Consider the following 24716-nt stretch of genomic DNA (forward strand, 5'->3'; position numbering starts at 1 on the left):
GGCTCAGGCGCGGACGAAACCGCCGCCGAGCGAGCGGATCATGGCGATGTCGAGGGTGAAGGCGCGGACCTCGAGCTCGGCGACCGAGCTGCGGGCCTGGAGGACATTCTCCTCGGTGCTGAGCACGTCGAGATAGCTCGACAAGCCCTGCCCGTAGCGCGTGCGGGCCAGCGCATAGGCCGCTTCCGCGTCGCGCAGCGCCTGCCGCGATTCGTCCAGGCGGACGGCGAGCATGTTGCGGCTGACCAGCGCGTCGGAGACCTCGCGCAGGGCCTGCACGACGATGCCATCATAGCGTGCGACCGCCTCGTCATATTGGCCGCGGGCTCCGCGATACTGGCCGGCGAGCGCGCCACCATGGAAGATCGGCAGGCTCACCGCAGGGCCGACATTGCCGTAGGTCGATCCGCCCTTCAGCAGATTGCCGACGCCTAGCGCCTGCAGGCCGATCAGTCCGGAAATGCTGATGTCCGGATAGAAGCTCGCCCGCGCCACCTTGATGCGGCTGGCCGAGGCTTCGACGCCGGCACGGGCCGCGGCGATGTCCGGCCGCCGCCCGATCAGGTCGATCGACGCATCGGCTGGCACGCCGCGGACGCCGCCAAGCGACACGCTCGGCCGGGTGATCGCAAGCGCGCGGTCGGGGCCGGCGCCGGTTAGCGCGGCGATGGCGTTGCGGGTCAGCGCGATCGCTTCGTCGGCGGCGGCGAGTTCGGCCCGCGCCGCCGGAACGCGCGACTGCGCCTGTTTCAGCGCGGCTTGGTTATCGAGCCCCGCCTGAGTCCGCCCGGCGACAAGCCGCAGCGTTTCGTTCCGGTTGGTGACGATCGCGGCAACCACGTCGCGCTGGGCGTGGAGCTTGGCAAGATCGGCATAGGCGGCGGCGATGCTGGTGGTCAACGCGAGCTGCGCCTCCTCCGCTTCGAAGCGCGCCGCCTCGGCATCCAGCCTGGCGGCGGCGAGCGCCGCGCGGTTTTTGCCCCAGAGATCGAGATCGAACGAGAAGCCGAGACCCAGCTTGCCGCTGTCTTGCCATCCCTTGGGCACGAAGGCGGCGGGCACGCCTTCATTCTCGCTCTGCTGGACAAGACCGATGCTGGCCGAGGCATCGACCGACGGCAGCAATGCCGCGCCGGCCTGCTGGGCATAGCCCTGCGCGGTGCGCAGCCGTGCGGCGGCCGCCTTGAGGTCGGGCGATCCGGCGATGGCTTCCGCCATCAGCTGGTCGAGTTGCGGATCGCCATAGGATTTCCACCAGCCCTGGGCCGGCCATTCGGCTACAGGGCCGCGCAGGCTTTCAGTGGAGGCGATCTGCCCGGCGGGACGAACCTCAGGACGCGTGCCGAGGTCAGGGATCGAGGCGCAAGCGGATAGTGTCGCGGAGCCGGCCAACAGCAAGGCCAGCCCGCGATTGCGGGTGACAGACATATGCAAGATCCTTTTTTAAGGTACTGTTGAGTACCTGTACTATTTGCGATTCTTGCAGATGCTTGTCAATTTAAATGGTACCTTTTAGTACCACTAATTTACACATTAATATCAATAAGTTAAATGCCAGTAAGATTAAAATGCGACAAAAATGCATACTGTGTGGTACCGTTTATAGCCACACCTCTGCCGCGAATCGCGGTGCTGAAACATCTTGAATATGCACCCAACCCGTACCATAGGATCACTATGCAGATCGGTAAGCGCGAGAGCCAGCGCTTTGAGAAACGGGCTCAGATCATCGCGGTTGCCCGCCAGCATTTCTTCGAGCACGGCTTCGACAACACCAGCATGTCGGCGATCGCCGCGCAGCTTGGCGGCTCGAAGCGCACGCTGTGGAGCCACTTCTCCGACAAGGAGGAGCTGTTCGGGGCGGTCGTGCTCGACACCGCTTCGGGCATCCGCGCGCAGATCGATATGCCCGTCGGTGAGGGCGATCCGCTCGAGCGACTGACGCGCCTGTGCCGCTCGATCATCGATCGCGCGGTTTCACCCCTGGCCGTCGGGATGTTCCGACTGATCGGCCCGATCGCCGATCGGCGGCCGGACCTGGGCAAAATCTTCTACGAGCGCGGGCCGCGCGAGACCCAGCGCCTCATCGGCGAATATCTGCGCGAGAATTTCGCCGACATCCTCTGGACGACCGACTTCAGGCAGGCAGGCATCGATCTCGTCACGCTCAGCGGCGCGGAGATGCATTTCGAGCGGATGTGGGGCCTCAGCGTGCAGCCGAGCAACCAGGTAAAGGATGCCCAGGCCCACCGTGCCGCGATGCTTTTTCTGCGAGCCTATGCCCGGAATCCTGAAAGCTTTGTTCCTCGCGCCGAACTTGCGGGACCAGTCACTCCGCTTCCGGAAGATTGAGCACATAAAGTTGGCAACGGACCTTTTACTCGTTCGAAACCGGAAAAACCGCCGGTCCGGAATCGGCCAAACTCCGCTATTCGATTAACAGTCGGATGCACAATATGAATGAACGGCAGCTTCCGCCGATCTGGTCCTGAAAGCTGCCGGACCGCTAGCGGCCATTTCCGGAAGTACAGCCTTGCGCTCAATTCGGTCACTTGGAGCCAAATAGGGTCTTCCGAAAGCTGACGCCCGAGTGGTATCCCGGCGCATTCCTGCAGATCGACGATCAGCTCAACGCATGTAGAGCAGCGGATCAGCGCTGATGTAACGGCGCTGTTCTGGGAACGGTACGCTGCGGGTGTCGACGTCGATAGTCTGGCGCCAGATGTTGGCTGGATCGAGGGACGCCTTCGACCAAAGTGGCAAGCTTCCGCCGTTAGGGTCCCCGGTCTTGATGAAATTGGCGAAATAGCCGCTCATGGTTGCCGACACCTTCCGGTCGCCCTCGGTCCAGGCGTAAAGCGGATTGGCGTCGAGATTGCCGAGCGCGTATTCGATCTCGGCGCTGTGCACGGCGCCCCATGGCAGCGGGTTGCCCGATGTGTCCGTCACGAAACGAGGGCGGACATGAGCATAGTAATAATAATAGGTCGGCGCGCCGGTCTGGCGCTGCAGGTCGAACCATTTCCAGGTCGGCAGCGCGAGAAAGTCGTCGCTGGCGACCGCTGTCGCGGCCGGCAGCACCTCGGCGTCGGTCTTCGCCGGATAGAGGTTGAAAATGACATCCGCATTGTCGCCCAACGTCCGGGTCAGGCCGGCGCGATAGCTGGCCAGGGTCGGGACGCGTTCTCCGAATACCGCCGAGCCGGGCGCCTCCTGGGAATTGGAGCCGACCAGGAGCGGGACGCGGGCGGCCTTGCCATTGGAGAAGGTCACCGATGGCGCTTCGGTCAGGAAGTATCCGTCGATCACGGCGTCGAATGGCATGTCCCTGGCATTGCCCTGCGTCCCGAGAAGCTTTTCCGCCGGCATCGCGCGTAGCGCCGCGATCGTCGGCGCGCCGAGGCTTTGCGCGAACGCCGCTCCTTTCTTCTCGACCTCCGCGCCCGCAGGCGGCGTCCATTTCTGCATCATCGCGCCGCTCTCGCCGATCGCACCGGCGATGTCGCCGCGCGACAAGGGCGAGGCCATCAGCGCACTCACTGCCATGGATCCCGCGGACTCTCCGCCGATCGTGATATGGTCACGGTCGCCACCAAATGCGGCGATATTGCGCTTGACCCAGCCAAGCGCTGCAACCTGATCGAGCAGTCCGTAATTGCCCGACGCATGATGGGGCGAGCTCGCGGTGAGCTCGGGATGAGAAAAGAAGCCGAAGATCCCGAGGCGGTAATTCATCGTGACGACGACGATGCCGCGCCTAGCCAGCGCGGCACCGTCATAACGCTTCTCCGAGCTGTCGCCCGCCATGAAGCCGCCGCCATAGATGTAGACCAATACAGGCAACTTGCGCCCGGGCGGGCGATCCAGCTTCGCCGGCGTCCATACGTTGAGGTAGAGGCAGTCTTCGCTCGTTCCCGGTGACCGAAACATCATGTCGGAGTAAAGCGGCTGCTGCATGCAGCGCGGACCGAATGCACTTGCCTGGCGGACGCCCGACCATGGCAAAGCGGGCTGCGGTTCCCGCCAGCGCAGGTCGCCCAGGGGCGGGGCGGCGAACGGGATGCCGCGGAAGATGCGAATGGACGACGCGCCGGGATCGACCACGCCCTCAAGCCTGCCGCCTTCGGTTGCCACGATCGGCCCATTCCCGGCCTGCGCAGGCACAGCCAGGGTCGTCAACGCGCATGCCAGTGCGAGCCCTAGTGCCGTTCGCATCGTCTCGCTCTTTCGACTAAGCCAAATCGATCCGAGTGTATTATGGCATTAATACGCCTGTCAATGGACGTCCTTCGGTCAAGAGACATCTTCGAGAAGTCAAAATTGGGCAGATGCATTGTTGCGAGCAACATCTGACTGCGCCCCAATTGCGGACGTTGAGCCCGCCAAAGCGTCTGGCCGAGGTTGGCCTCTAGCTGACTGTCGGCTTTTGGAGGCCGCTTTGAAAAGCCGACATCGGACGGAACGCCGTGAACCCGCCGCACCGAATGCTCGTCCGGTTTCGGAAATGACTGATCGCGCACAACCTAGGGCAGGCAAGCACGGCGGAGCTTCGAGCAACCGCGACCGTTCCGCGGGGAAACGGCGCCTGAGCCTCCTCCGCAACCGATCTATGGTGAAGCCTGCACAAGATTGATCGTTGCACGAGGGCGGCCGCCTTGCGAGTGTGGGCGATCGCCAAGGGGGTCCTCATGCGCCGACTGATTCTCGCTGCCCTGCTAGCCGCCACTGCGCCGATCGCCGCCTTGGCGCAGACGCCCAAGGAGCAACTAATGACCGCGCCGGCCGGCGCGCGTCATTACACGATCAGCTCGACGGCTGGGAAGCATGGGGATGTCTGGTCGTGGACGCTGCCGGACGGGCGCGTTGCCTATCGCATGTCGATGTCGCTGCGCGGCTGGGTGACCGAGACCGACCAGGTGACAACGCTGGACGCCCAGCAGCGCGCGATCGCGATCGCGATCCGCGGCTTCACCGATGTGGGCGGCGCGGACGAGAATTTCAGCATGGATGCCGGCGGCGTGGGCCATTGGAAGACCTCGGTCGATTCAGGCTCGGCACCCGCCGCCGGCAAGCGCTACAATAGCTATGGCGGCCCGTGGCTTGCCGGCGAGAAGGATATCGAGGCGCTGGTCGCGGCGGGGCCGGCTGGCATCGACCTGCTCCCTACCGGCCATGCCAGCATCGCCATCGGCAAGTCTGTCCAAATCGACGGCCCCGGTGGCGCCAAGACGCTCAAGCTCGCCTTCATCACCGGCTATGGCTTCTCGCCTTCGCCGGTGTGGCTCGACCAGAATGATCGCTATTTCGGCAATGCCGGTGGCATCTCGCTGCTGCCAGAAGGCTTCGAGGCGGCAGGTCCGAAGCTCAAGGAGATCCAGGAAAAGGCCACCGCCGAGATGGTACGCGACATCGCGCATCGTTTCCTGAGCGCGGGCAACCATTCGCCGACGCTGGTCGACAATGTCCTGTTGTTCGATTCGGTCGCGGGCAAATATTTGCCCAACCGCGCCGTGCTGATCGCCGACGGCAAGGTCGCTGCTGTCGGCGGGGCGGGCTCGATCAAGGCCCCGGCGGGCGCAACCACGGTCGATGGCCGCGGCAAGACCCTCCTGCCGGGTCTGTGGGACGCGCACCAGCATGTCGGCGGCGACTGGAACCTGCTCCAGAACCTCGCCACCGGCATGACCAATTATCGCAGCCCCGGCACGCTGATCGACGAGGGACAGGATATCTACAAGCGCCGCGCCGCCGGCGACCTGCTCGCGCCCGACGGCAAGATCTCCGTGATCATCGACCGCAAGGACCCGCTCGCCGCGCAAGGCGCGCTTACCGTCTCGTCCGAAGTCGAGGCGATCGAGGCGGTCCGCAAGGTCAAGGCGGCGGGGATGTGGGGCGTCAAGTTCTACACGTCGATGAACCCGGCGTGGATCGCGCCCGCCGCCGCCGAGGCGCACAGGCTCGGCCTGTGGGTCCATGGCCACGTTCCGGCCGGCATGCGCCCGCTCGATGCGGTCCGCGCCGGCTATGACGAAGTCACCCACATCAATTTCATCATGATGCAGGCGATGCCCCAGGACGTGGTCGACAAGGCCAACACCGCGGCGCGGCTGGAGGGACCGGCGCGCTACGGCAAGGATGTCGATCTCGATTCGCCTGCGATGAAGGCGTTCTATGCCGAGCTCGCCAAGCGCGGCACCGTGATCGACCCGACGCTGACGGTGTGGGAGCCGCTGATGACATCGGACGGCACCGCCATCTCGCCCGAATATTCGCCGTTCGCCGATGTCGCGCCGCCCTCGGTGGTGCGCGGGTGGAAGATCGCCGGCTATCCGCTCTCCGAAGGCCTGACGCGCGACGATTACCGCAAGAGCTTCCGCAAGATGGTCGACGTGGTCGGGCGGCTGCATGATGCCGGCGTGCGCATCGTCGCGGGCACTGATGGCTATGGCCTAGAGCTGGTCCGCGAACTCGAGCTGTATCAGGAGGCCGGCCTGACCAACGCCGAGGCACTGCAGACCGCGACGATCATCCCGGCGCGGATCACTGGCATGGACGGCATTGCCGGCTCGATCGCCAAGGGCAAGAACGCAGACATCATCCTGGTCGACGGCGATGTGTCGAAGGACATTACCAATTTGCGGCACGTGGAGTTGGTGTTTCTGGATGGCTACCGACTGAAGGGCGCGGAGTTACGGGCAGCTAGCGGATTGAGCGGGATGCCGAAGTAAGAAGATCTTGCCTGGCGAAGAACCGCTGACCAGGTCGCAAACTGCGCCAATCTGGGAGCGCAGGCTAGAACAGGGCCCGCAGCGTGGCACCCGCGGTCCGGGGTGTGCCGAGCTGACCGGCATAGGCAAACGCGGTGGCCCCGACGATCTGGCTGGTGCTGAGATTCTGGAAATAGCGCTTGTCGAACAGGTTATTCACCCAGGCGGACAGGTCGTATCGGCCGCTCGCGAAGCTTGCGCCCAGCCTGAAATTCGCCACCGCATAGCCGTCAATCCTGCTGTAAGGCCCGTCATCGGCGGCTCCATAAGTGCTTGACCGATAGCTGACCTGGCCGATCGCATAGCCCTTCACGCCCTTGCCGAGATCGGTGTGCAGGTCGACGATTGCGTTGCCGATCCAGGTCGGCGCCTGCCAGAGCGGACGGCCGGTGAGGTTGCAGACGCCGGTCACGCCGACCGGGCAGGGCGCATTCGGATAGCTGGTGTAGATCGCGTCGTTATACGATCCGTTGGCGGTGAGGGTCAGCACCTCCGCGGCGCGCCAGCTGGCATCCACCTCGATGCCGCGCGAGCGCACGTCGCCGACATTGGCGAGATAGGAGCGATTGCCGTTCGTGGGAACGATGTTCGCCTGCAATCCCTCCAGCTCGGTCCAGAAGGCGCTGACGTTGAATACCAGGCGCCGGTCGAACAGCTCGGACTTCAGGCCGGTCTCCCAGTTGCGCACTTTCTCCGGATCGAGGACCAGCGGCGTGCCCGCGGAGACCGCCGAATTGAGGTTGAGCCCCGAGCCTTTGTAGCCGGTCGAATAGGAGGCGTAGAGCAGGACGTCGGGCGCGACCTTGTACGACGCGCTCAACAGGTAGGACAGATTGTCGTCCTTCACCGAGACATTGTAGTGGAACGGGATTGAGGTGCCCGGATTGGGCGTGCCCACCGTCGAGGTATCCGATCGCCCCCAGCGCTTGTCGCTGGTGTAGCGGACGCCGGCGGTCAGGGTCAGGCGCGGCGTCACTTCGAAATTCGCCTGGCCGAAGCCGGCGATGCTGTCGACGCTGGTTCTGACATCGTCGAGATATTGCGAGCCCGGGGCGATATTGATCGCCGCGGCGTTCGGGTTCGCGAGCCTGGCATAGGTGGTGTAGAAATTGCTGGCGTCGAAGCCGAACTGGTTCAGGATGAAATGGTCGGTAAGGTCGCTGTGAAACAGGAACCCACCGATCTGCCAGTTGAACCGGCCAGGCCCGGAGGACAGCCGCAGCTCCTGCGAATATTGATCGGTCTTGGTCTGCGCGACGTTGACCTGGATGATGTCGAGCGGCGTCCCGTCACTGTCCTGGAGCGGGCTGAAATGCCAATAGCGCCAGGCCGAGATCGAGGTCAGCGTCGCGAAGCCGAGATTCCAGTCGGCTTGTAGCGACACGCCCTTCTGGTCGGTCAGCATGTTCTGGGTCGAATTGTTGCTGGTGTCGTTGCGGTCGCCGGTCGGCACATAGCCGAGCATGGCGAGCGCCGCGAGCGTGCGGCCCGTCGTGGCGCTCAGGGTGGCGGGCAGCACCAGCTTGGTCGCGCTGACGCAGCAGGTATCGTCCTCCTGGCTGTAATCGCCGATCAGCCGGATGGTCAGATCAGCAGTGGGGGTGAACAGCAGCTGGGCACGGAAGCCCGAGCGGCCCACGCTGTTCGCGTCGACGCCAGTCTTGATGTTATCCAGGACTCCGCCGCGATGCGTGTTGAACCCGGTGACACGGAAGGCGAGCAGGTCCTTCACGATCGGACCGGTGAGGCTGACGCGCTCCTGGTTATAGCCATAATTGCCCACCGACAGCTCGGCCGTTCCGCCGAACTCGAACTCCGGCCGGCGCGTGGTGATGTTGAGCACGCCAGCGGAGTTGTTGCGGCCGAACAGCGTGCCCTGCGGGCCGCGCAGCACCTCCACCCGGTCGACATCGATCAGGTCGGCGAGCGCCATGCCTGGCCGGCCGAGATAGACATTGTCGATATAGACGCCGACCGACGTGTCGAGGCCGTCCGATGCCGAGGAGACGCCGATGCCGCGGATGCCGACCGAGGAATTGCGCGGGTTTGAATTGAAGGCGGTGAGGCTGGGCGTCCGCGCCTGGATGTCGGGAAGGGTATAGCCGCCGCTCCGCTCGAGCGCATCGCCGCTGACCACCGAGAGCGCGATCGGCACGTCCTGCGCGCGCTCCTGCAGGCGGCGGGCGGTGACGGTGATCTCCGGATTGTCCTCCACCGATCCGTCGCTTGTCTCGTCGCGCTTGTCGTCGCGCACGGGAGTCTCGGGGTCCGGTGCGGGATGGCGGTCTTCCCTGGCGAGAGCGGGGCTCGCGAAGGCGATGACGGACGAAAGCAGCAGTGCAACCCGATAGGTGTTCTTCATCGAACCCATCCCCAAGAAACGAAAAAAGATTGCGGTGCCGGCGCGCATCGAAGCTGCCCGCCGCTCCGAATTACGCCTCGCATGCTGCGATGCACCAACGGGCTGGAAGCTCTCGGCAAATTCCTATCGAGTCAATGGGAATTAAGCCTCCCAATGCCCCAAGCATTTCTATTGGAGACGGTAATCGGGGGAAGTCCGCGAGGCGCAGGTCGGAGAAATTCGGCTGATATTATAGCAGGATCCGTGCCAGACCCTCCACCAATGCGTCGGCAGGATGGCGAAATCCCAATTCCTACTCAAATGATAGGGATTCTGGCGATCGGCATAGTTTTTCTACGTTCCCCGATCGCCTGGCTTGCGCGCAGCCTTGTGTTCGCGGTCGCCTCCAACGGCGCCGCGGCATCGGGAGCTAAGCATGCCGCAAATCGGAAAACTGACAGTCAGCCCGCAGGGCTTCGGCGCAATGGGCCTGTCGCACAGCTATGGCCGTGCGGAGGACGCGCATTCGATCGAGACGCTGCATCGCGCGATCGATCTGGGGATCACCTTCTTCGACACCGCCACTGGCTATGGCAAAGGCCATAACGAGCAGCTGCTCGGCAGCGCCATCGGCGCGAGGCGCGACCCGCTGGTGATCGCCAGCAAGTTCATCCACCGCCCCGACGGGCCCGACGGCGCGGTGGTCCAGCCGCGCGAGGCGGTGGAAGCGAGCCTCGAGCGGCTCGGCGTCGATCATATCGACCTCTATTATCTCCACCGCGTCGACAAGGAGATCCCGATCGAGGAATCGGTGGGGGCGCTCGGCCGTCTCGTCGAGGAAGGGAAGATCGGCGCGGTCGGCGTTTCGGAAGCGAGCGCCGAGCAGATCCGCCGCGCGCACGCCGCCTTTCCGCTGACCGCGCTGCAGAGCGAATATTCGCTCTGGACTCGTGACGTCGAGGTCGAGATCCTGCCTACCGTCCGCGAGCTCGGCATCGGCTTTGTCGCCTATAGCCCGCTCGGCCGCGGATTCCTTGCCGGTGCCGAGGTTTCCGACGCAAACGACGTTCGACGCCAGCACCCACGCTTCCAGCCCGAAGCGATCGCCGCCAATGCCGCACGGCGCGAAGCGATCGAACAAGTCGCGGAACGGCTCGGCGCCAGCAATGCGCAGATCGCGCTCGCCTGGCTGCTGTCGAAGGGCGTCGTACCGATCCCGGGCACCCGGCACATTCATCACCTGAAAGCCAATTGGGCGGCCAACGAGATCGAGCTCGACGCGGCGACGCTGGCCGAGCTGGAGGCCGTCTATGTCCGCGGCTCGACCGTCGGCACGCGCTATCCGGCCGATCGCCTGGCCCAGGTGCCACCCGAACCCGTCGCTGCCTGAGGAGAATTGGGATGACCATTACCGCACTGCGCGCAGACGATGCGCGTGATCGCTTCACCTATGACCATATCACCGTCGAGCCGGTCACGCCCACGATCGGCGCCGAGATCGGTAGCGTCGATCTCAGCAAGCCGATCGGCCCGGAGCTTGCCGCCGACATCCAGAAGGCGCTGCACGACTGGCGCGTCGTCTTCTTCCGCGACCAGCATATCGACAACGACCAGCTCAAGGCATTCGGCCGTGCCTTCGGCCCGCTTACCCCGGCACATCCGATCGCCGAGGGGCTGGAAGACCATCCCGAGATCTGGGAGCGCACGGTCGACGAATATCGCACCCGCCGACAGCGCAACGACGCACTGCCACCGGGCCGCGAACCGCCGCGAGATTATAAGGGCTGGCACATCGACATCACCTTCGTCGCCAATCCCAACCGCTACTCGATCCTCTACGGCGTGGAGATCCCGCCCTATGGCGGCGACACGCTGTTCACCAATCTGATCGAGGCCTATCGCGGGCTGTCGCCCAGCATCCAGAAGCTGATCGATGGGCTGCAGGCGGTGCATCGCACCAGCGGCTATGACAATGAAGGTCGCAAGCCGCGCCGCGACGGCCGCTCGACGGGCCCGTTCGTCTCGCTTCACCCGCTGGTGCGGATCCACCCCGAGACGGGCGAGAAGCTGCTGTTCCTCAATCCCGGCACGGTGAGCCACATCGTCGGGCTGAAGGAGCGCGAGAGCCAGGCGCTGCTCGACCTGCTGTTCTACGAGGCGACGCGGCCCGAATATCAGGTCCGCTTCCACTGGCGGCCCAAGTCTCTGGTGGTCTGGGACAACCAGGCGGTCGCCCATGCCGGGCCGATCGACTATTCGCACTTCGACCTGCCGCGCGCGGTGCGCCGCATCACCGTGGCCGGCGATTTGCCCGAGGGTCCGGACGGCTTCCGCAGCCGCCCGCTCGAGGGCGACTTGTTCAACGTGCTCGGCTGATGCCGCGCGGGCGCAAGCGCACGCCCTGGGGGCTCTACGGCCTGACCGCCTTCGTGGCGGTCAGCGTCGCCCTCCTGTTTGCGTTCGCGCCCAACCGCGCGGTGAATGCCGAGCCGGCGGGCGGCGGGCTGGCGCTCAGCGCGCCGTTGCCTGACCGCGTCGGCAAGGACACGGTGCTGGTCGTCGGCGATCCGGTCACGCAGTGGGTGTTCGAGCACAACGGCTGGGACAAGCAACTGCCCTTCCGCATCCGCTGGGCGCAGATCACCGGCGGGCCCGATGTGACCGAAGCGTTTCACGCGAGAGCGCTGGACGTCGGCGTTGGCGCCAATGTCCCGCCGATCCACGCGATATGGGTCGGGCTGCCGGTCAAGATCATCGCGATCCGCCAGCGCCGCGATCCCGTCGCCACCCCGTCCTTCGTTTGGGGCATCGCACCCGGTTCCGGCATCACCCGGTTCGAGGACCTGAAGGGCAGGCGGATCGCGTTCAGCCCGAGCCAGGTGCAGAGCCAGATCGTCGTCCAGACGCTGAAGGCGGTCGGGCTGTCGACCAAGGACGTGAAGCTGGTGGAGCTGCCCTCCTCGATCGGTGGCGACGTCTACACCAGCGCGCTCGCGAGCAAGGTCGTCGATGCGGCCCCGATCGGCGGTGGGATCGTCGCCGAACGCTACCTGCGCAAGTTCGGCCGCGACGGCGCCCGGGTGCTCCGTCATCCGCCGTTCCGCGACGATCTCGTGCTCTCCTATGTGCCGGTCACCACGCTGGAGGACCCCGGCAAGGCAGCCGCGCTGAAGCTCTACATAGGCTGGTGGGTCAAGGCGCAGCAGTGGCAGCAGGATCACAAGGCCGAGCTGGCGCGTGGTTATTACCAGCAACAACAGGGCTTAAACGCGGCCGACGCCAAGCTGATCGTCGACGCCGCCGGAGACATCGCGCTGCCCGCCGACTGGAACGACGCGCGTGCCTATCAGCAGGCCGCGATCGACCTGCTCTCCGCCGAGACCGGGCGGCCGCGCTTCGACGCCACCACGCTCTTCGATCCCCGTTTCGAACCGCTGGCGACGGTACGTCCGCCGCTTGCCCGGCGCTGAGGAGGCGATGCCATGAACGCCCATAGCTTTCTCGACACCGCCGGCCGGAGCGGCGCGATTGCGCTGGAGCCGGCAGGCGCCACGATCCCTGAGGCCGGGCGGCCAATGCCCCTGGCCTCGGGCCACCGTATCCGACTGGGCCTCGACAAGCCGGCGCGCTGGGGCTGGACGCTGGGACCGTTCCTGCTGCTGCTCTACTGGGCGGTCCTGTCCGAGACCGGCTTTCTCGACAGTCGGATTCTGCCCTCGCCCTGGGTGGCCGTCGAGACCGCGATCGAACTTGTCCGTACGGGCCGGCTGCAGGAGCATCTCGCCGTCTCCGCGTGGCGCGCCGCACAGGGACTGGTGCTCGGCACCGTCGCGGGTATCGCCCTCGCTTTACTCTCCGGCCTGAGCCTGCTCGGCGGCTATGTGATCGATGGCTTGGTGCAGCTGAAACGCGGTGTCCCGGTGCTAGCGCTGATCCCGTTCATGGTGCTGTGGTTTGGCGTCGGCGAGACGATGAAGATCAGCGTGATCGCGATCACGGTCTTCGTGCCGATCTATCTCCACACCCACAATGCGCTGCGCGCTATCGACATACGGCAGGTGGAGCTGGCGGAGACGCTCGGGCTGAGCCATGTGCAGTTCATCCGCCACGTCGTGCTGCCGGGCGCCCTGCCGGGGCTCCTGCTAGGGCTGCGCTTCGGCGTGACGGCGTCGTGGCTGGCGCTGGTGGTGGTCGAGCAGCTCAATGCCACCAGCGGCATCGGCTATATGGTCACGCTGGCGCGCAACTATGCCCAGACCGATGTGATGCTGGTCGGGCTCGTCGTGTACGCGCTGCTCGGCCTCGCCTCGGACGCGGTGGTGCGCCTCTTCCAAGCCCGGGCGCTCAGCTGGCGCAGGACGCTGGCCGGATGAGCGCGGCGGTCCGAATCCGCGGCCTCACCCGCCGCTTCACCGCCAAGGGCGTGCTCGAGGGCGTCAACCTCGACATCGCGCCCGGCGAGTTCGTCGCGCTGCTCGGCCGCAGCGGCTCGGGCAAGAGCACCTTGCTGCGCGCGCTCGCCAATCTCGATCACGAGGCCCAAGGCACTGGCGAAATCCGCGTGCCCGAGCGCATCTCGGTGGTGTTCCAGGACGCTCGCCTGTTGCCTTGGAAGCGGGTGCTGGAGAATGTCGTGCTGGGCCTAGGCGTACGCGATGCCCGGGCGCGCGGCCGCCAGGCGCTCGCCGAAGTCGAGCTTTCCGGCCGCGAACGCTCCTGGCCGCACGAGCTATCGGGTGGCGAGCAGCAGCGCGTGGCGCTGGCCCGCTCGCTGGTCCGCGAGCCGCAACTGCTGCTCGCCGACGAACCGTTCGGTGCGCTCGATGCACTCACCCGCATCCGGATGCACGCGCTCCTGCGCCGCCTTTCCGAGACGCACCGGCCCGCCGTGCTGCTGGTCACGCACGACGTCGCCGAGGCGATCGAACTCGCCGATCGCATCGTCATCCTGGAGGAGGGGCGGATCATTCGCGACGTCAGGGTCGCACTGCCGCTCGAAGGCCCGATCCGGCGCGAGCGGTTCGCCGCTCTTCAGCATGAACTCCTGGCGCTGTTCGGGATCGATGACGATCCCGCGCTTGCCCACCACGCGAAGGAAAGGAACGTCGCATGACCGAACGCAAGCTGCGTCTGGGAGCCTTTTTGCAGGCGACCGGACATCATGTCTCCGCTTGGCTGCATCCCGACGCCCAGGCCGATGCGGGTCACAATCTCGACCATTACAAGGCGCTGGCCCGGACCGCCGAACGCGGCAAGTTCGACCTGGTCTTCGTCGCCGACAGCCCGGGCGGCTATGCCGATTTCACCGACGCCGAAACCTTCCAGCAGAATGCCAAGGCGGCGCATTTCGAGCCGGTGACGCTCTGGGCCGCGCTGGCGCAGGTGACCGAACGCATCGGCTTCGTCGCGACCTCGACCACCACGTACGAGGACCCGTACACCACCGCGCGGAAATTCGCCTCGCTCGATTGGGTGAGCGGCGGACGTGCGGCCTGGAACGTCGTCACGACGGGGGCCGACGTCTCCGCGAACTTCAGCCGCACCGAGCATCTCGAGCATTCGAAGCGTTACGAACGGGCTGAGGAATATATCGATGTCGTGAAGGGGCTGTGGGACAGTTATGACGACGACGCCTTTGTCCGCGATCGGGCGAGCGGCGTCTATCTCGACCTCGACAGGTTCCATGTCCTGAACCATGTCGGCCCGCACTTCCAGGTGCGCGGTCCGCTGAACATCGCCCGGCCGCCCCAGGGCTATCCGGTGATCGTCCAGGCGGGCGCCTCCGAGCCTGGCCGGGAGCTGGCCGCTCGGACCGCCGAGGTGATCTTCACCGCAAACTTGGTGCTTGGCGACGCGCAGGAATTCTACGCCGACGTGAAGGGGCGGCTGGCGAAATATGGCCGCCGCGCCGAGGATCTGCTGGTAATGCCGGGAGTCTTCGCCGTCCTCGGTGGCACCGAGGCCGAAGCGCGCAGTCGCTACGAGGAGCTGCAGGCGCTGGTCCATCCGGCAGTGGCCTGGAGCATCCTGCGGCGCCACTATCAAGGCATCGATCTGTCCGGCTATTCGCTCGACGACATCGCCCCGCCGCTGCCGCGCGACACCAATGGCAGCAAGAGCCGCCTCAAACTGGTATCGGACTTGGTCGAGCGCGAGCGGCCGACGCTGCGCCAGCTCTATCGCGAGGTCTCCACGGCGCGCGGCCACCTCACCACCGTCGGGACGCCCGAGCAGGTCGCCGACGTCATCCAGACTTGGTTCAAGCAAGGCGCAGCCGACGGCTTCAACGTAATGCCGCCGATCCTGCCGAGCGGGCTGATCGAATTCGTCGACGAAGTGGTGCCGATTCTCCAGCGCCGGGGCCTGTTCCGCGAGGAATATGAGGGCCGCACGCTGCGCGAGAATCTGGGACTGGCACGCCCGACGAGCGGCGCGGGCCTGCGCAACCGCGACGCCGTACCCGAAGCGGCGACCGGCGCATGAGCGTGGTCGAACGCTATCGCGCCGCCGAGGGCCTGGAGCTGCGCGCCAATGCGGTGATCGACGGTCTGCTCGCCCATCGATCGGTGCGCGCCTATCTGCCCGAGCCGTTGCCGGAGGGTACGATCGAGACGCTGGTCGCCGCCGCCCAATCCGCGCCATCCTCGTCGAACCTCCAGGTGTGGAGCGTGGTCGCTGTCGAGGAGCAGGACCGCAAGGCCCGATTGGCGGCGCTCGCCGGCAACCAGAAGCACATCGTCGAGGCGCCGCTGCTGCTGGTCTGGCTGATCGACTTCGATCGCCTCACACAGCTCGGCAAGGTCGCCGGGCGGGCACCGCATGCCCTCGACTACACCGAGACCTTCCTGCTCGGTGCCGTGGACACGGCACTGGCAGCGCAGAATGCCGTCGTGGCGCTCGAATCCCTGGGGCTTGGCTCGGTCTATATCGGCGGCATCCGCAACCATCCGGCGGAAGTCGCCGAAGAGCTCGGCCTGCCGCCACGGGTCTTTCCCCTCGTCGGACTGGCGGTGGGCAAGCCCGACCCCGCCCGCGCCGCATCGATCAAGCCGCGCCTGCCTCAATCCTCAGTCCTGTACCGCGAGTGCTACAATTGGGGGGAAGCGAGCCACGACGCCGCGGAGCAGTATAATGCCCGCCTCCGCGCCTTTCAGCGCCAGGAAGCGCTGCCGGAAATCGACTGGACCGCCTTGGCACTTCGCCGAACCGCCGGACCGGAATCGATGGCCGGCCGCGACCGTTTGAAGAGCATCCTGCAAAGACGGGGCTTCGCACTCCGCTGACGCGGAAGTCGCGCCCGCGCTGTCTGAACGACCGCTTCCAGATACGATGTAGATCGCATCCAACGACTGTTTTTGGGCGCATAGCCGTCAATTATGATGCGAGTTTGCGATGGCCGCATTGGAATTGCTGCGTCTACGATCGCGCGCAGCGATCTCGTTGTTCGTGTTCGGTCGTCGAAGCCCGTCTCCAGGGCCGCCCGCGCGGGCCCGCCTCCCGTCCAGCAACACCTCTCGATAATCGACGGCCGGATTTGCGGATCGAAATTGGGAAAGGCTGACCCAAGCGAAGGCGTGGGCGCGCATCTCCGACCCTCGCGCGGACCGTTATGTCGCAGTGGCCAGGGGGCCGCCAAAGAGCTCGACCACGCTCTGTGGCGCCTCGTCGCCGAAGAAGCGCGTCAGATTCCGCGCGGATTCGAGGGCGGTTTCGGTGCTTCGCGGGAAGAGGCCGATCTCGAAAGCGCTAAGCGCTGCTTCGACGTCGTCGGGGTTGGTCAGAAGCGCTTGAGCGAGCTCGGCACCGTCATACATTGCAAGGTTGGCACCTTCGCCGGCGAACGGAGACATCAGGTGCGCGGCATCGCCGAGCAGAGTGAGTCCCGATACCCTGTCCCACCGAAATCCGATCGGTAGCGCGTAGATCGGGCGAAGCACGGGTTCGATCTCGCTCGCCGTAATGAAATTCGTCAGTTCGGGCGCCCATCCTTCGAACTGCTCGGCGATCCGGCGGAGACCGGCCGAGGGGTCGCTGAAGTCGATCGAAGCGATCCAGGCTTCAGATTTGTTCAAGGCCACGTAGCCCCGCAGCGTACCGTCCGCGTAGCGATGCACGAGGATGCCCTTGCCTGGCGCGACGGCCATGAGCGTCCCGCTACCGATCGCTTTGGCGCTCGCCTCGTGGCGAGTGTCGCCGTCAAAGATGCATATCTCGACGAAGCAGGTGCCGACGTATTCGGGTTTCGAGGACGACAGGAGCGGGCGGACCTTTGACCATGCGCCATCGGCGCCGACGATCACGTGGGAGGTGACCATGGTGCCGTTGGCGAAGGCGATCCGGTATCCTGCGTCCCTTGCCGCTTCGATCGACATGACCTTGTGATCCCATCGAATCGCTTCAGCGGGGATCGAACCGATGAGCAGCCGCCGCAGATCTCCTCGATCAACTTCGGGTCGCTCGCCAGTGTGGCTGCCCGGCTTGTCGAACAGCACGTTTCCGCCCCGATCGACAACGCGCTTCGCATCCTCGCCGGGCCGGACGATCTTCAGGAAGGGCTCGAATAGCCCTGCGGCCTTGAGGGCGATCTGACCATTGTGCTCATGGATGTCGAGCAGGCCGCCCTGCGCTCTCTCGTCCGCTGACGCCTCCGCCTCGTAGATGGTCGCCTCTACACCGTGGCGATGGAGGACGCGGGCCAGCGTGAGGCCACCGAGTCCAGCGCCAATGATAGTAATCGGATTCCGCATGTTCGCGCTCCTGTTGGCGTCGTCAGCGCCCAGGGGCGATGCAAGCCGCCATTGGCCTGACAAGTGTCAGGCGGTTACTTTCGGAGACGCTGGCCGAACCGCGCGAAGCGCGATTGACGTGTATTCGACGGGCTGCCGGACAAGATATCGAGGTCTGGCCGTCGTTTTTCGCGACAGGCGGTGGATAAGCTTCTCTCGAGGGCGAAGCAAGGCAGACAATCGGGTTCAGGCGGTGGTCGATGCGATCGCCTCGATATCTTCGCGGTGGGCCACGCCGCGCCTCTCAGGATCCTGACCGTCAGCGCCGCCTGGTATGCCGCGCACCGGCCGCCGGTTGAGCGCGGCGCGTCCTGCCGAAAGCTCCTGTGCAACTTCCGCGACGCGGCGCCCGAGGAACTCCGCGGTGCGGATGTCCGAAAATGGCGGAGCGACCTCGCCACCCTGGTCCATCTCGGCCTGGCCGGCCATGCGGAGTGTGTAGCTGTCGCGATTCGGGATGTCCTCGCGTTCCGGTCGCTCAACCCTGCACAGCGGGACGGACGACGATATCGCCGACGTCCACATCGTCCGGCTGCTCGATCGCAAAGGCCATCGCCCGTGCGACTGCTTCAGGCTCCAGTGCGATCTCGTCCATGCGCTGCTGGATTTGCGCCTTGACCGCTGGGTCGGTCATGGAATCGGCAAAGCTGGTCCCGACGAATCCGGGCGAGATGCCGGTCACGCGATACTTGCCTTCGGATTCGATACGCAGTCCCTCGCCTAGGGTGCGCACCGCGTTTTTGGTCGCGGCATACACGCCCATCGACGGGCTCATTTGGATACCGGCGGTTGAGATCGTGTTCACAAAGTGCCCAAAGCCCTGTCGGCGGAAAATGGGCAGCGCGGCCGCAATCCCGTACAGCAGACCCTTGACGTTGACATCGATCATCGCTTCCCAGTCGCCGACGCGCAGCTCCTCGAATTTTGAAATTGGGCCGATTCCGGCGTTGCTGATGAGAACGTCGAGCTTGCCATAGCGATCGGACGCCAAGCGGCAGAGCGAGGCCATATCGTCACGGTTCGATACGTCGGTCAGTTGGCAAGCCGCTTCGCCTCCCGACGTTCGGATTTCGAGCGCGACCGTTTCCAATGCGTCGGCTCGTCGCGCGCCGAGCACGACCTTTGCGCCACGCTCCGCCAGCAAGCGCGCCGCCGCGCGGCCGATACCGCTGCTTGCGCCGGTTATCACGATTACCTTGCCGTCTATTCCTGCCAATTTTCAGCCTCCTCGCAACAGGGCGCAATTGACCAAATCCGGAGAAATCGTACGGATCACACCTCGTTAACGCGGCAACTGCCCGATCCGCTCCCAGACCCTCATCCACCAGCCTCAGGCAGGCGATGTGCGCATCATAGAGCTTGTCGACTCGCCGTGGCCCCACAGCCGCTACTGCCGCAAGGCGGACGGTGAACGTTACAGTCTCGCGCGAATGTAAAATCCAATCGCCTCGACGCGTGAGATGCCTTCCAGATATGGCCGGCGAGGTTCCGGGGAGCCCGCTCCGGCCATCGGCAGGCTATCCGGTCAGTGCTGTCGTGGAACGGGCCTACTCACGACGAACGCCGCGCAGGCGACCAACAGACCGGCGACGGTCAGATCGAGCGCGAGGCCGGGGCGGACGGTCCACCAGAAGATCGCATAGCCGAGCATCATGCCCGCACAGGCCAGATACTTCGCTTTCCGCGAAATGGCGCCACCCGCGCGCCATGCGCGCAGTGCCGAGCCGAAGCGTGGGTGTTCGAGGAGCCGGGCCTCGAGCCTCGGCGAGGAGCGCGCGAAGCAGCCGGCCGCCAGGATCAGGAAGATCGTCGTCGGCATCAACGGCAGGAAGGCGCCGATGATGCCGAGCGAAACCAGGATCCAGCCTAGGGCGAGCCACAGCGCCCGGGACGCCCTGCTGCCGCTCCGTCGGTGTATTGGTTCTGGCGGAGTTGTCATTACGGGCTTCATTACCAGGGACCAGGACCCGGGGTCTTAATTCGACCAGGCGGCTGGGAAGGCCCCTTACCCATTTCCAACCACCCACGGCGAGGCTTCGCGTTCGCGCATCCGGAATTCGGTTGCGACCCTTTCGTGACATTTTTTTGGCGGGATCGCGATTCCCCTGCGTCTCACAAAGCGGAACCGCAATGGACGCGGCAGGGAGGGTCTACATGCAGAACAGGGGGCATTTCTCGATCTATGGCTGCAGTACTGCGGTCGCGACGGCGCTATGGCTAGCGGCCACGCCTGCAGCGGCGGCCCAGCAGACTCGGAATTTCAACATCGCCGCCGGCGATCTCGGAAACGCCCTCAATGCCTTTGCACGGCAGGCGAACCAGGAGATAATCTTCTCAAGCGCCTTGGTCGCCGGCAAACGGACCAAGGGGATCCACGGCAGCCTGGCGCCCTATGCCGCGTTGCAAGTACTGCTCGAGGGAACGGGGCTACGCGCCGATGGCGGCAGCGTGCTCACACTGCGCATGGCGACGGAGTCCAAGGTGACTCCCCCGCGGCGCCAGCCCGTAAACTACGATAGCGTCTCGCCCGCCGCGACCCGCGCGGTTCCCGGTCAGGATCGTACCGGCACCCCCGATCCGGACAACGCTGCCGAGCCGCAGGAAAGCGCCTCGCCAGCGAACGAGGAACTCGTCGTCACCGGCTCGCGCATCGTCCGCAACGGAAATGATGCACCGACTCCCACTACGGTCCTCAGCGCCGAGGAAATTGCGGAGCGCAACCCGACCAACATCGCCGACTATGTCAACCAGCTGCCCTCGATGGGAACCGGCAACACACCGCGCACGACGACCCTGTTCGCCAATGCCACCGGCGGCGCGAACCAGCTCAGCGCCCGCGATCTCGGCGTCACGCGCACGCTCGTGCTGCTCGACGGCCGCCGCGTCGTCGGCTCCGGCATGTCGCCCGCGGTCGACATCAACATGCTGCCGCAGAATCTCGTGCAGCGCGTCGATGTCGTGACCGGCGGTGCCTCGGCCGCCTATGGCTCGGATGCGGTCGCCGGTGTCGTCAACTTCATTCTCGACACCAAGTTCACGGGCCTGAAGGGCGGCTTCAACTTCAGCCAGACCGACTATTCCGACGGCAGGGTCGTCACGGGCGACCTGGCCTGGGGTGCGAAGTTCGGGGGCGGCCGCGGCCATGTCCTGTTGAGCGGCACCTATTACAAGGGAGACCGGATCGACTTTTACAAGCATACGCGCGACTGGTTCGAGCCAGGCCTTCGCCTGCTGAACAATCCAGACTGGACCGCGACCAACGGCCAGCCCGGCACGATCGTGCGCACCGATGCTGGCTATAACAGCACGCCGGGCGGCGTTATCGCATCGGGGCCGCTGAAGGGGATATCGTTCGGTCCAGGCGGATCGATTGGCACCTTCACCTACGGGCCGATCCAGCAGGGCCAAGTGCAGGCCGGCGGCACGATCGAGTCGATGCCCATCCGCGGCGCGCTGATGCCCGACGACGAGCATTGGAGCATCTACGGCCGGGTCAGCTACGAGCTCACCGACGATATCAACGCGATCGTCGAAGGCAGCTATGCCGGGAACGACACCATCAACTGGTCAGCGGTCTACAACCGCCAGGGCGCGACCAATCTCGTCATCAACCGGGATAACCCGTTTATCCCCGTGACCGTGCAACAGGCGATGGACACAGCGCACGTCACGTCGTTCCAGATGAGCCGCCTGTTCTACGACATGATCAACGAGCCGGGCACGCATATCGGCGAGGCGGGGTATAACCGGCGCCAGGACCGTATCCTGCTGGCGCTGGAAGGCAGCTTCCTCGGCAGCGGCCGTTGGCGCGCCTATTACCAGCGCGGCCACAGCAAGGTGTGGTACACCCGCGACAACAACATCATCCTCAGCCGCTTCAACCAGGCCATCGACGTGACCGGCAATCCGGCGGCCGGCGGCGTGGCAGGGGTGGCGGTGGGAGCGCCGGTCTGCCGGTCGACGCTCACCAATCCAACCAACGGCTGCGTGCCGATGAACGTGTTCGGCGAAGGATCGCTGGGCGCCGCCTCGGTCGCCTGGGTCACGGGCGCCTCCGAGGGACTGCGGACGCGCCAGGATCTCGATTTCTATCAGGACGTCTGGTCGATCGACGCCCAGTACAATCCCTTCTCGACCTGGGCCGGACCGGTCTCGATCGCTGCGGGCTTCGAGTATCGCAAGGAGTCCTTCTCCGCGACCGCCGACGCGCTTTCCCTGGCCTCACAGTGGAACGTGGGCAACTTCAAGGGGGGCAGCAACGGATATAATGTGAAGGAGTTCTTCGGCGAGGTCCTGGTGCCGCTGCTGAAGGACTCGGTCGTGGCGAAGAATCTCGAGCTCAACGGCGCGGTCCGGCGGACCGACTATTCGACCAGCGGCGCGGTGACGACGTGGAAGGCGGGCATCGGCTGGGAAGTCTTTGACGGTCTGCGCCTCCGGGGCACCCGCTCGCGCGACATCCGCGCACCAAACCTCAATGACCTGTTCGCGCCCTCCAGCCAGTTCGTGAACGCCTATCTCGATCGCACCCAGCCGGGCAGCCCGCAGGTGCCCAACATCACCCTGAGCGGTGGCAATCCCAACCTGACCCCGGAAATCGCCGACACCTGGACGGCGGGCGGCGTCTATGCCCCCCGCTGGCTGCCCGGCTTCAGCTTCTCGGTCGACTGGTACAAAATCGACATCAAGGACGCGATCACCGCCGTCGGCGCCCAGCAGATCATCGATATGTGCTATGGCTTCAACCGCCCGGTGAACCCGGCGGCCTGCAGTTCCATCGTGCTGGCGCCCGGGGCCACCAACCTGGTCAACGCCACCATCTATACCAGCGGCATCAACGCGCAGAACGTGGCCGTGGAAGGCATCGACTATGAGGCGAGCTATCGCGCAAACCTCAGCGACATCTCGGGAAGCCTGCCGGGGGCGATCAACCTGCGGGTGCTGGTCTCGCAGCGGCTGAAGGACGAGACCAACCTGCCGGGCGATTCGGCGCCGCCAACGCTGGGCACCTTCGCCAGTCTCAAATGGCGCGGCCTGATGACCGCATCGTATGCCGTCGGCCCGAGCCGTACGACCCTGACGACGCGGTATCTGGGATCGGGCAAGATCACGAACCAGCCGGAGACGAGCCGCACGGGCATTCCCGAAGCGTTCAACCATGTCGATCCGGTCTGGTATTTCGAGCTTGCCGAGAATTACGACATCAACGTCGGCGGCGAGAAGGTGACCGTGTTCGGAGTGGTCGAGAATCTATTCGATCGCAAGCCCGAGCCGATCCCGAGCAGCGGCACCTCGTTCGGCACTTCGGCGCCTTATGATCTGCTCGGCCGGAGCTATCGTCTGGGGTTCCGCTTCAAGTTCTAGACGCGGCCAGGCTCCGCTCGCCATCCCGACATGGACCGGGATGGCGAGCGGCCGAAAAGATACGATAAGCCGACAAAAAGGGCCGCAACCCACGCCCAGGTTGCGGCCCCCCTTTTTTTGTCAGTCGGTTCCCGCGCTGCGTCAGCGTGGAGCGCGCCTGGGCGCCCGGCCGCCGAAAGTCACCAGGCTTTCCGTGCCGTCCGCCGACAGAGCGGAGACACCGATGAACACATCATCGACGATCACGTCCTTCAGCACCGCTTCGCTGGCCGTGCCCGGCACGTCGCGGCTGTCGGTCCAGTCCTGCTTGTCGTTGCGGCGCCAGCGGACGCGATAGCCGGCCGCGCCGGGCACCGGCGCCCAGGTCACGGTCGTGTTCATTCCCAGCGCGCCGTTCAGGCTCACCTCCGCCGGCGCGGCAGGCGCGGCCGCGAGCCGTGCGATCGTGGCCGCGTTGATCGCGGTCACCTTGGCGAGATAGGGAAAGTCCATCTTGTCGACGGTGTCGCCATATTCGATGCCGTTCTCGGTGCGCAGATCCTGATGCTGCTGGTTGTAGTTCTCGATCGCGACCGAGAAGCGCACCGCGGGATAGCCGAGCTTCAGGAACGGCTCATGGTCGCCGCCGCGGCCGAACCGGTCGTTGCGGCGATCGACGAACACGTCCAGCCCGCCCGGGATGCCGGTTGCGACATGGTCGATCGCCTTGGCCAGGGCGCGGCTCGGGCCGTCATCTTCTCCGCCATTCACGCGGCGCGCCAGTTGCGCGGGCAGGTCCTCCGACGCGCGGATGCCTTCGGAGAAGACGCGCACCCGATCGGCCACGCGCTGGCCGTTCTGGCCGAGCGTGTTGCCCACGATATCGTTGTTGAGCACGGCCGCGACCTGCCAGCCGCGTTCCTTGGCGGTGTCGGCCAAGAGCTGCCCGCCGAACAGGCCCTGCTCCTCGCCCGACAGCGCGGCGTAGATGATCGTGGCCTTGAATTTCTTCTTGGACAGAAGTCGCGCCGCTTCGAGCACCAGGGCCACGCCCGAGGCATCGTCGTTCGCCCCGGGGGCGTCCCTGGTGCTGTCCATCACATTGGTGACGCGGCTGTCGATATGACCCTGGACGATCACGACGCGGTTTGGATCGCTGCCGGGCTGGACGGCGAGGACGTCGACCACGTTGACGCCACCCGGCGCACGCTCGCCCGTGAAGATGCGCTCGACCGTCGAGACCTGGAGGCAGCCGCCGCACCGCGCACTCGTGCGCTTCATCTCGTCCGCGAACCAGCGCCGTGCCGCGCCGATGCCCCGCGTCGGATTGTTCGGGTCGGACAGGGTGTGCCGCGTGCCGAAGCTGACCAGCTTTTCGACATCGGCCTTGAGCCGGGCGGGATCGGGTTTGTCCTGGGCGGAGGCGGCGGCGGGCAGCAGAACGGCTGCGAGGGCGAGAGACTGGAGTCGCATTGTTTC

The 24716-nt window shown here is 65.4% G+C and carries 18 protein-coding genes; 10 read left to right on the top strand and 8 right to left on the bottom strand.

What is annotated here, in order from left to right:
- Positions 1-3 precede the first annotated feature (3 nt).
- The gene (locus IAG41_RS02005; RefSeq protein WP_187726897.1) at positions 4-1428 is read right to left on the bottom strand and encodes an efflux transporter outer membrane subunit; all 1425 of its coding nucleotides are present in this window, start codon (positions 1426-1428) and stop codon (positions 4-6) included.
- Positions 1429-1677: 249 nt separating this feature from the next.
- Between IAG41_RS02005 and IAG41_RS02010 the strand changes: the two genes are divergently transcribed.
- Positions 1678-2352, top strand: a complete 675-nt coding sequence (locus IAG41_RS02010) for a TetR/AcrR family transcriptional regulator (RefSeq protein ID WP_187726898.1) — start codon at positions 1678-1680, stop codon at positions 2350-2352.
- A gap of 276 nt (positions 2353-2628) precedes the next feature.
- On the opposite strand, the gene IAG41_RS02015 is transcribed toward IAG41_RS02010, so the two are convergent.
- A complete protein-coding gene (locus IAG41_RS02015; RefSeq protein WP_187726899.1) occupies positions 2629-4215 on the bottom strand; it encodes a carboxylesterase/lipase family protein in 1587 nt (528 codons plus the stop codon).
- A 473-nt stretch (positions 4216-4688) separates the two neighbouring features.
- Between IAG41_RS02015 and IAG41_RS02020 the strand changes: the two genes are divergently transcribed.
- Entirely contained in the window at positions 4689-6728 is a 2040-nt protein-coding gene (locus tag IAG41_RS02020; protein WP_187726900.1) for an amidohydrolase family protein, read from the top strand.
- A gap of 64 nt (positions 6729-6792) precedes the next feature.
- Here the strand turns inward: IAG41_RS02020 and IAG41_RS02025 are convergent, their stop codons facing one another.
- On the bottom strand, positions 6793-9129 hold the full coding sequence (locus IAG41_RS02025) for a TonB-dependent receptor (RefSeq protein WP_187726901.1): 2337 nt from the start codon (positions 9127-9129) through the stop codon (positions 6793-6795).
- 415 nt (positions 9130-9544) lie between these two features.
- Between IAG41_RS02025 and IAG41_RS02030 the strand changes: the two genes are divergently transcribed.
- The 7 genes from IAG41_RS02030 to IAG41_RS02060 are packed head-to-tail and all read left to right on the top strand — an operon-like array spanning position 9545 to position 16391.
- On the top strand, positions 9545-10498 hold the full coding sequence (locus IAG41_RS02030) for an aldo/keto reductase (protein ID WP_187726902.1): 954 nt from the start codon (positions 9545-9547) through the stop codon (positions 10496-10498).
- 11 nt (positions 10499-10509) lie between these two features.
- Positions 10510-11484: a TauD/TfdA dioxygenase family protein gene (locus IAG41_RS02035; RefSeq protein ID WP_187726903.1), complete on the top strand. Its 975-nt coding sequence runs from the start codon at positions 10510-10512 to the stop codon at positions 11482-11484.
- Positions 11484-12578: an ABC transporter substrate-binding protein gene (locus IAG41_RS02040; RefSeq protein WP_187726904.1), complete on the top strand. Its 1095-nt coding sequence runs from the start codon at positions 11484-11486 to the stop codon at positions 12576-12578. The genes IAG41_RS02035 and IAG41_RS02040 overlap by 1 nt, the downstream gene beginning before the upstream one ends.
- 12 nt (positions 12579-12590) lie before the next feature.
- Complete coding sequence (locus IAG41_RS02045) at positions 12591-13481, top strand: ABC transporter permease (protein ID WP_187726905.1); 891 nt, start codon at positions 12591-12593, stop codon at positions 13479-13481.
- Positions 13478-14221: an ABC transporter ATP-binding protein gene (locus tag IAG41_RS02050; protein WP_187726906.1), complete on the top strand. Its 744-nt coding sequence runs from the start codon at positions 13478-13480 to the stop codon at positions 14219-14221. Before IAG41_RS02045 ends, IAG41_RS02050 begins: the two co-directional genes overlap by 4 nt.
- Positions 14218-15591: an LLM class flavin-dependent oxidoreductase gene (locus IAG41_RS02055; protein WP_187726907.1), complete on the top strand. Its 1374-nt coding sequence runs from the start codon at positions 14218-14220 to the stop codon at positions 15589-15591. The genes IAG41_RS02050 and IAG41_RS02055 overlap by 4 nt, the downstream gene beginning before the upstream one ends.
- Positions 15588-16391, top strand: coding sequence for an NADPH-dependent oxidoreductase (locus IAG41_RS02060; protein WP_187726908.1), 804 nt, complete (start codon positions 15588-15590; stop codon positions 16389-16391). The genes IAG41_RS02055 and IAG41_RS02060 overlap by 4 nt, the downstream gene beginning before the upstream one ends.
- Positions 16392-16715: 324 nt before the next feature.
- Here the strand turns inward: IAG41_RS02060 and IAG41_RS02065 are convergent, their stop codons facing one another.
- The 4 genes from IAG41_RS02065 to IAG41_RS02080 form a co-directional block, all read right to left on the bottom strand.
- The gene (locus IAG41_RS02065; protein ID WP_187726909.1) at positions 16716-17855 is read right to left on the bottom strand and encodes an FAD-dependent oxidoreductase; all 1140 of its coding nucleotides are present in this window, start codon (positions 17853-17855) and stop codon (positions 16716-16718) included.
- 225 nt (positions 17856-18080) lie between these two features.
- Positions 18081-18323 carry a hypothetical protein gene (locus tag IAG41_RS02070; RefSeq protein WP_187726910.1) on the bottom strand — a complete coding sequence of 81 codons (243 nt, stop codon included), beginning with the start codon at positions 18321-18323 and terminating at the stop codon, positions 18081-18083.
- 49 nt (positions 18324-18372) lie between these two features.
- A complete protein-coding gene (locus tag IAG41_RS02075) occupies positions 18373-19110 on the bottom strand; it encodes an SDR family oxidoreductase (RefSeq protein ID WP_187726911.1) in 738 nt (245 codons plus the stop codon).
- Positions 19111-19419: 309 nt separating this feature from the next.
- On the bottom strand, positions 19420-19833 hold the full coding sequence (locus IAG41_RS02080; protein WP_187726912.1) for a YbaN family protein: 414 nt from the start codon (positions 19831-19833) through the stop codon (positions 19420-19422).
- A gap of 215 nt (positions 19834-20048) precedes the next feature.
- Between IAG41_RS02080 and IAG41_RS02085 the strand changes: the two genes are divergently transcribed.
- Positions 20049-23258 (top strand): TonB-dependent receptor, encoded by a 3210-nt coding sequence (locus tag IAG41_RS02085; protein ID WP_187726913.1) that lies wholly within the window; start codon positions 20049-20051, stop codon positions 23256-23258.
- A 141-nt stretch (positions 23259-23399) separates the two neighbouring features.
- Here the strand turns inward: IAG41_RS02085 and IAG41_RS02090 are convergent, their stop codons facing one another.
- Positions 23400-24710 (bottom strand): M20/M25/M40 family metallo-hydrolase, encoded by a 1311-nt coding sequence (locus tag IAG41_RS02090; protein WP_187726914.1) that lies wholly within the window; start codon positions 24708-24710, stop codon positions 23400-23402.
- Positions 24711-24716 lie beyond the last annotated feature (6 nt).

Source organism: Sphingomonas sp. JC676 (genome assembly GCF_014489075.1).
GTDB lineage: Bacteria > Pseudomonadota > Alphaproteobacteria > Sphingomonadales > Sphingomonadaceae > Sphingomonas.

What these genes read in the sequence shown, in the direction of transcription:
- IAG41_RS02090 (WP_187726914.1), bottom strand. Translation starts at nt 24,710, where the DNA reads ATGCGACTCCAGTCTCTCGCCCTCGCAGCCGTTCTGCTGCCCGCCGCC.
- IAG41_RS02050 (WP_187726906.1), top strand. Translation starts at nt 13,478, where the DNA reads ATGAGCGCGGCGGTCCGAATCCGCGGCCTCACCCGCCGCTTCACCGCC.
- IAG41_RS02080 (WP_187726912.1), bottom strand. Translation starts at nt 19,833, where the DNA reads ATGACAACTCCGCCAGAACCAATACACCGACGGAGCGGCAGCAGGGCG.
- IAG41_RS02010 (WP_187726898.1), top strand. Translation starts at nt 1,678, where the DNA reads ATGCAGATCGGTAAGCGCGAGAGCCAGCGCTTTGAGAAACGGGCTCAG.
- IAG41_RS02085 (WP_187726913.1), top strand. Translation starts at nt 20,049, where the DNA reads ATGCAGAACAGGGGGCATTTCTCGATCTATGGCTGCAGTACTGCGGTC.
- IAG41_RS02035 (WP_187726903.1), top strand. Translation starts at nt 10,510, where the DNA reads ATGACCATTACCGCACTGCGCGCAGACGATGCGCGTGATCGCTTCACC.
- IAG41_RS02040 (WP_187726904.1), top strand. Translation starts at nt 11,484, where the DNA reads ATGCCGCGCGGGCGCAAGCGCACGCCCTGGGGGCTCTACGGCCTGACC.
- IAG41_RS02020 (WP_187726900.1), top strand. Translation starts at nt 4,689, where the DNA reads ATGCGCCGACTGATTCTCGCTGCCCTGCTAGCCGCCACTGCGCCGATC.
- IAG41_RS02015 (WP_187726899.1), bottom strand. Translation starts at nt 4,215, where the DNA reads ATGCGAACGGCACTAGGGCTCGCACTGGCATGCGCGTTGACGACCCTG.
- IAG41_RS02030 (WP_187726902.1), top strand. Translation starts at nt 9,545, where the DNA reads ATGCCGCAAATCGGAAAACTGACAGTCAGCCCGCAGGGCTTCGGCGCA.
- IAG41_RS02005 (WP_187726897.1), bottom strand. Translation starts at nt 1,428, where the DNA reads ATGTCTGTCACCCGCAATCGCGGGCTGGCCTTGCTGTTGGCCGGCTCC.
- IAG41_RS02060 (WP_187726908.1), top strand. Translation starts at nt 15,588, where the DNA reads ATGAGCGTGGTCGAACGCTATCGCGCCGCCGAGGGCCTGGAGCTGCGC.
- IAG41_RS02065 (WP_187726909.1), bottom strand. Translation starts at nt 17,855, where the DNA reads ATGCGGAATCCGATTACTATCATTGGCGCTGGACTCGGTGGCCTCACG.
- IAG41_RS02055 (WP_187726907.1), top strand. Translation starts at nt 14,218, where the DNA reads ATGACCGAACGCAAGCTGCGTCTGGGAGCCTTTTTGCAGGCGACCGGA.
- IAG41_RS02070 (WP_187726910.1), bottom strand. Translation starts at nt 18,323, where the DNA reads ATGGCCGGCCAGGCCGAGATGGACCAGGGTGGCGAGGTCGCTCCGCCA.
- IAG41_RS02025 (WP_187726901.1), bottom strand. Translation starts at nt 9,129, where the DNA reads ATGAAGAACACCTATCGGGTTGCACTGCTGCTTTCGTCCGTCATCGCC.
- IAG41_RS02045 (WP_187726905.1), top strand. Translation starts at nt 12,591, where the DNA reads ATGAACGCCCATAGCTTTCTCGACACCGCCGGCCGGAGCGGCGCGATT.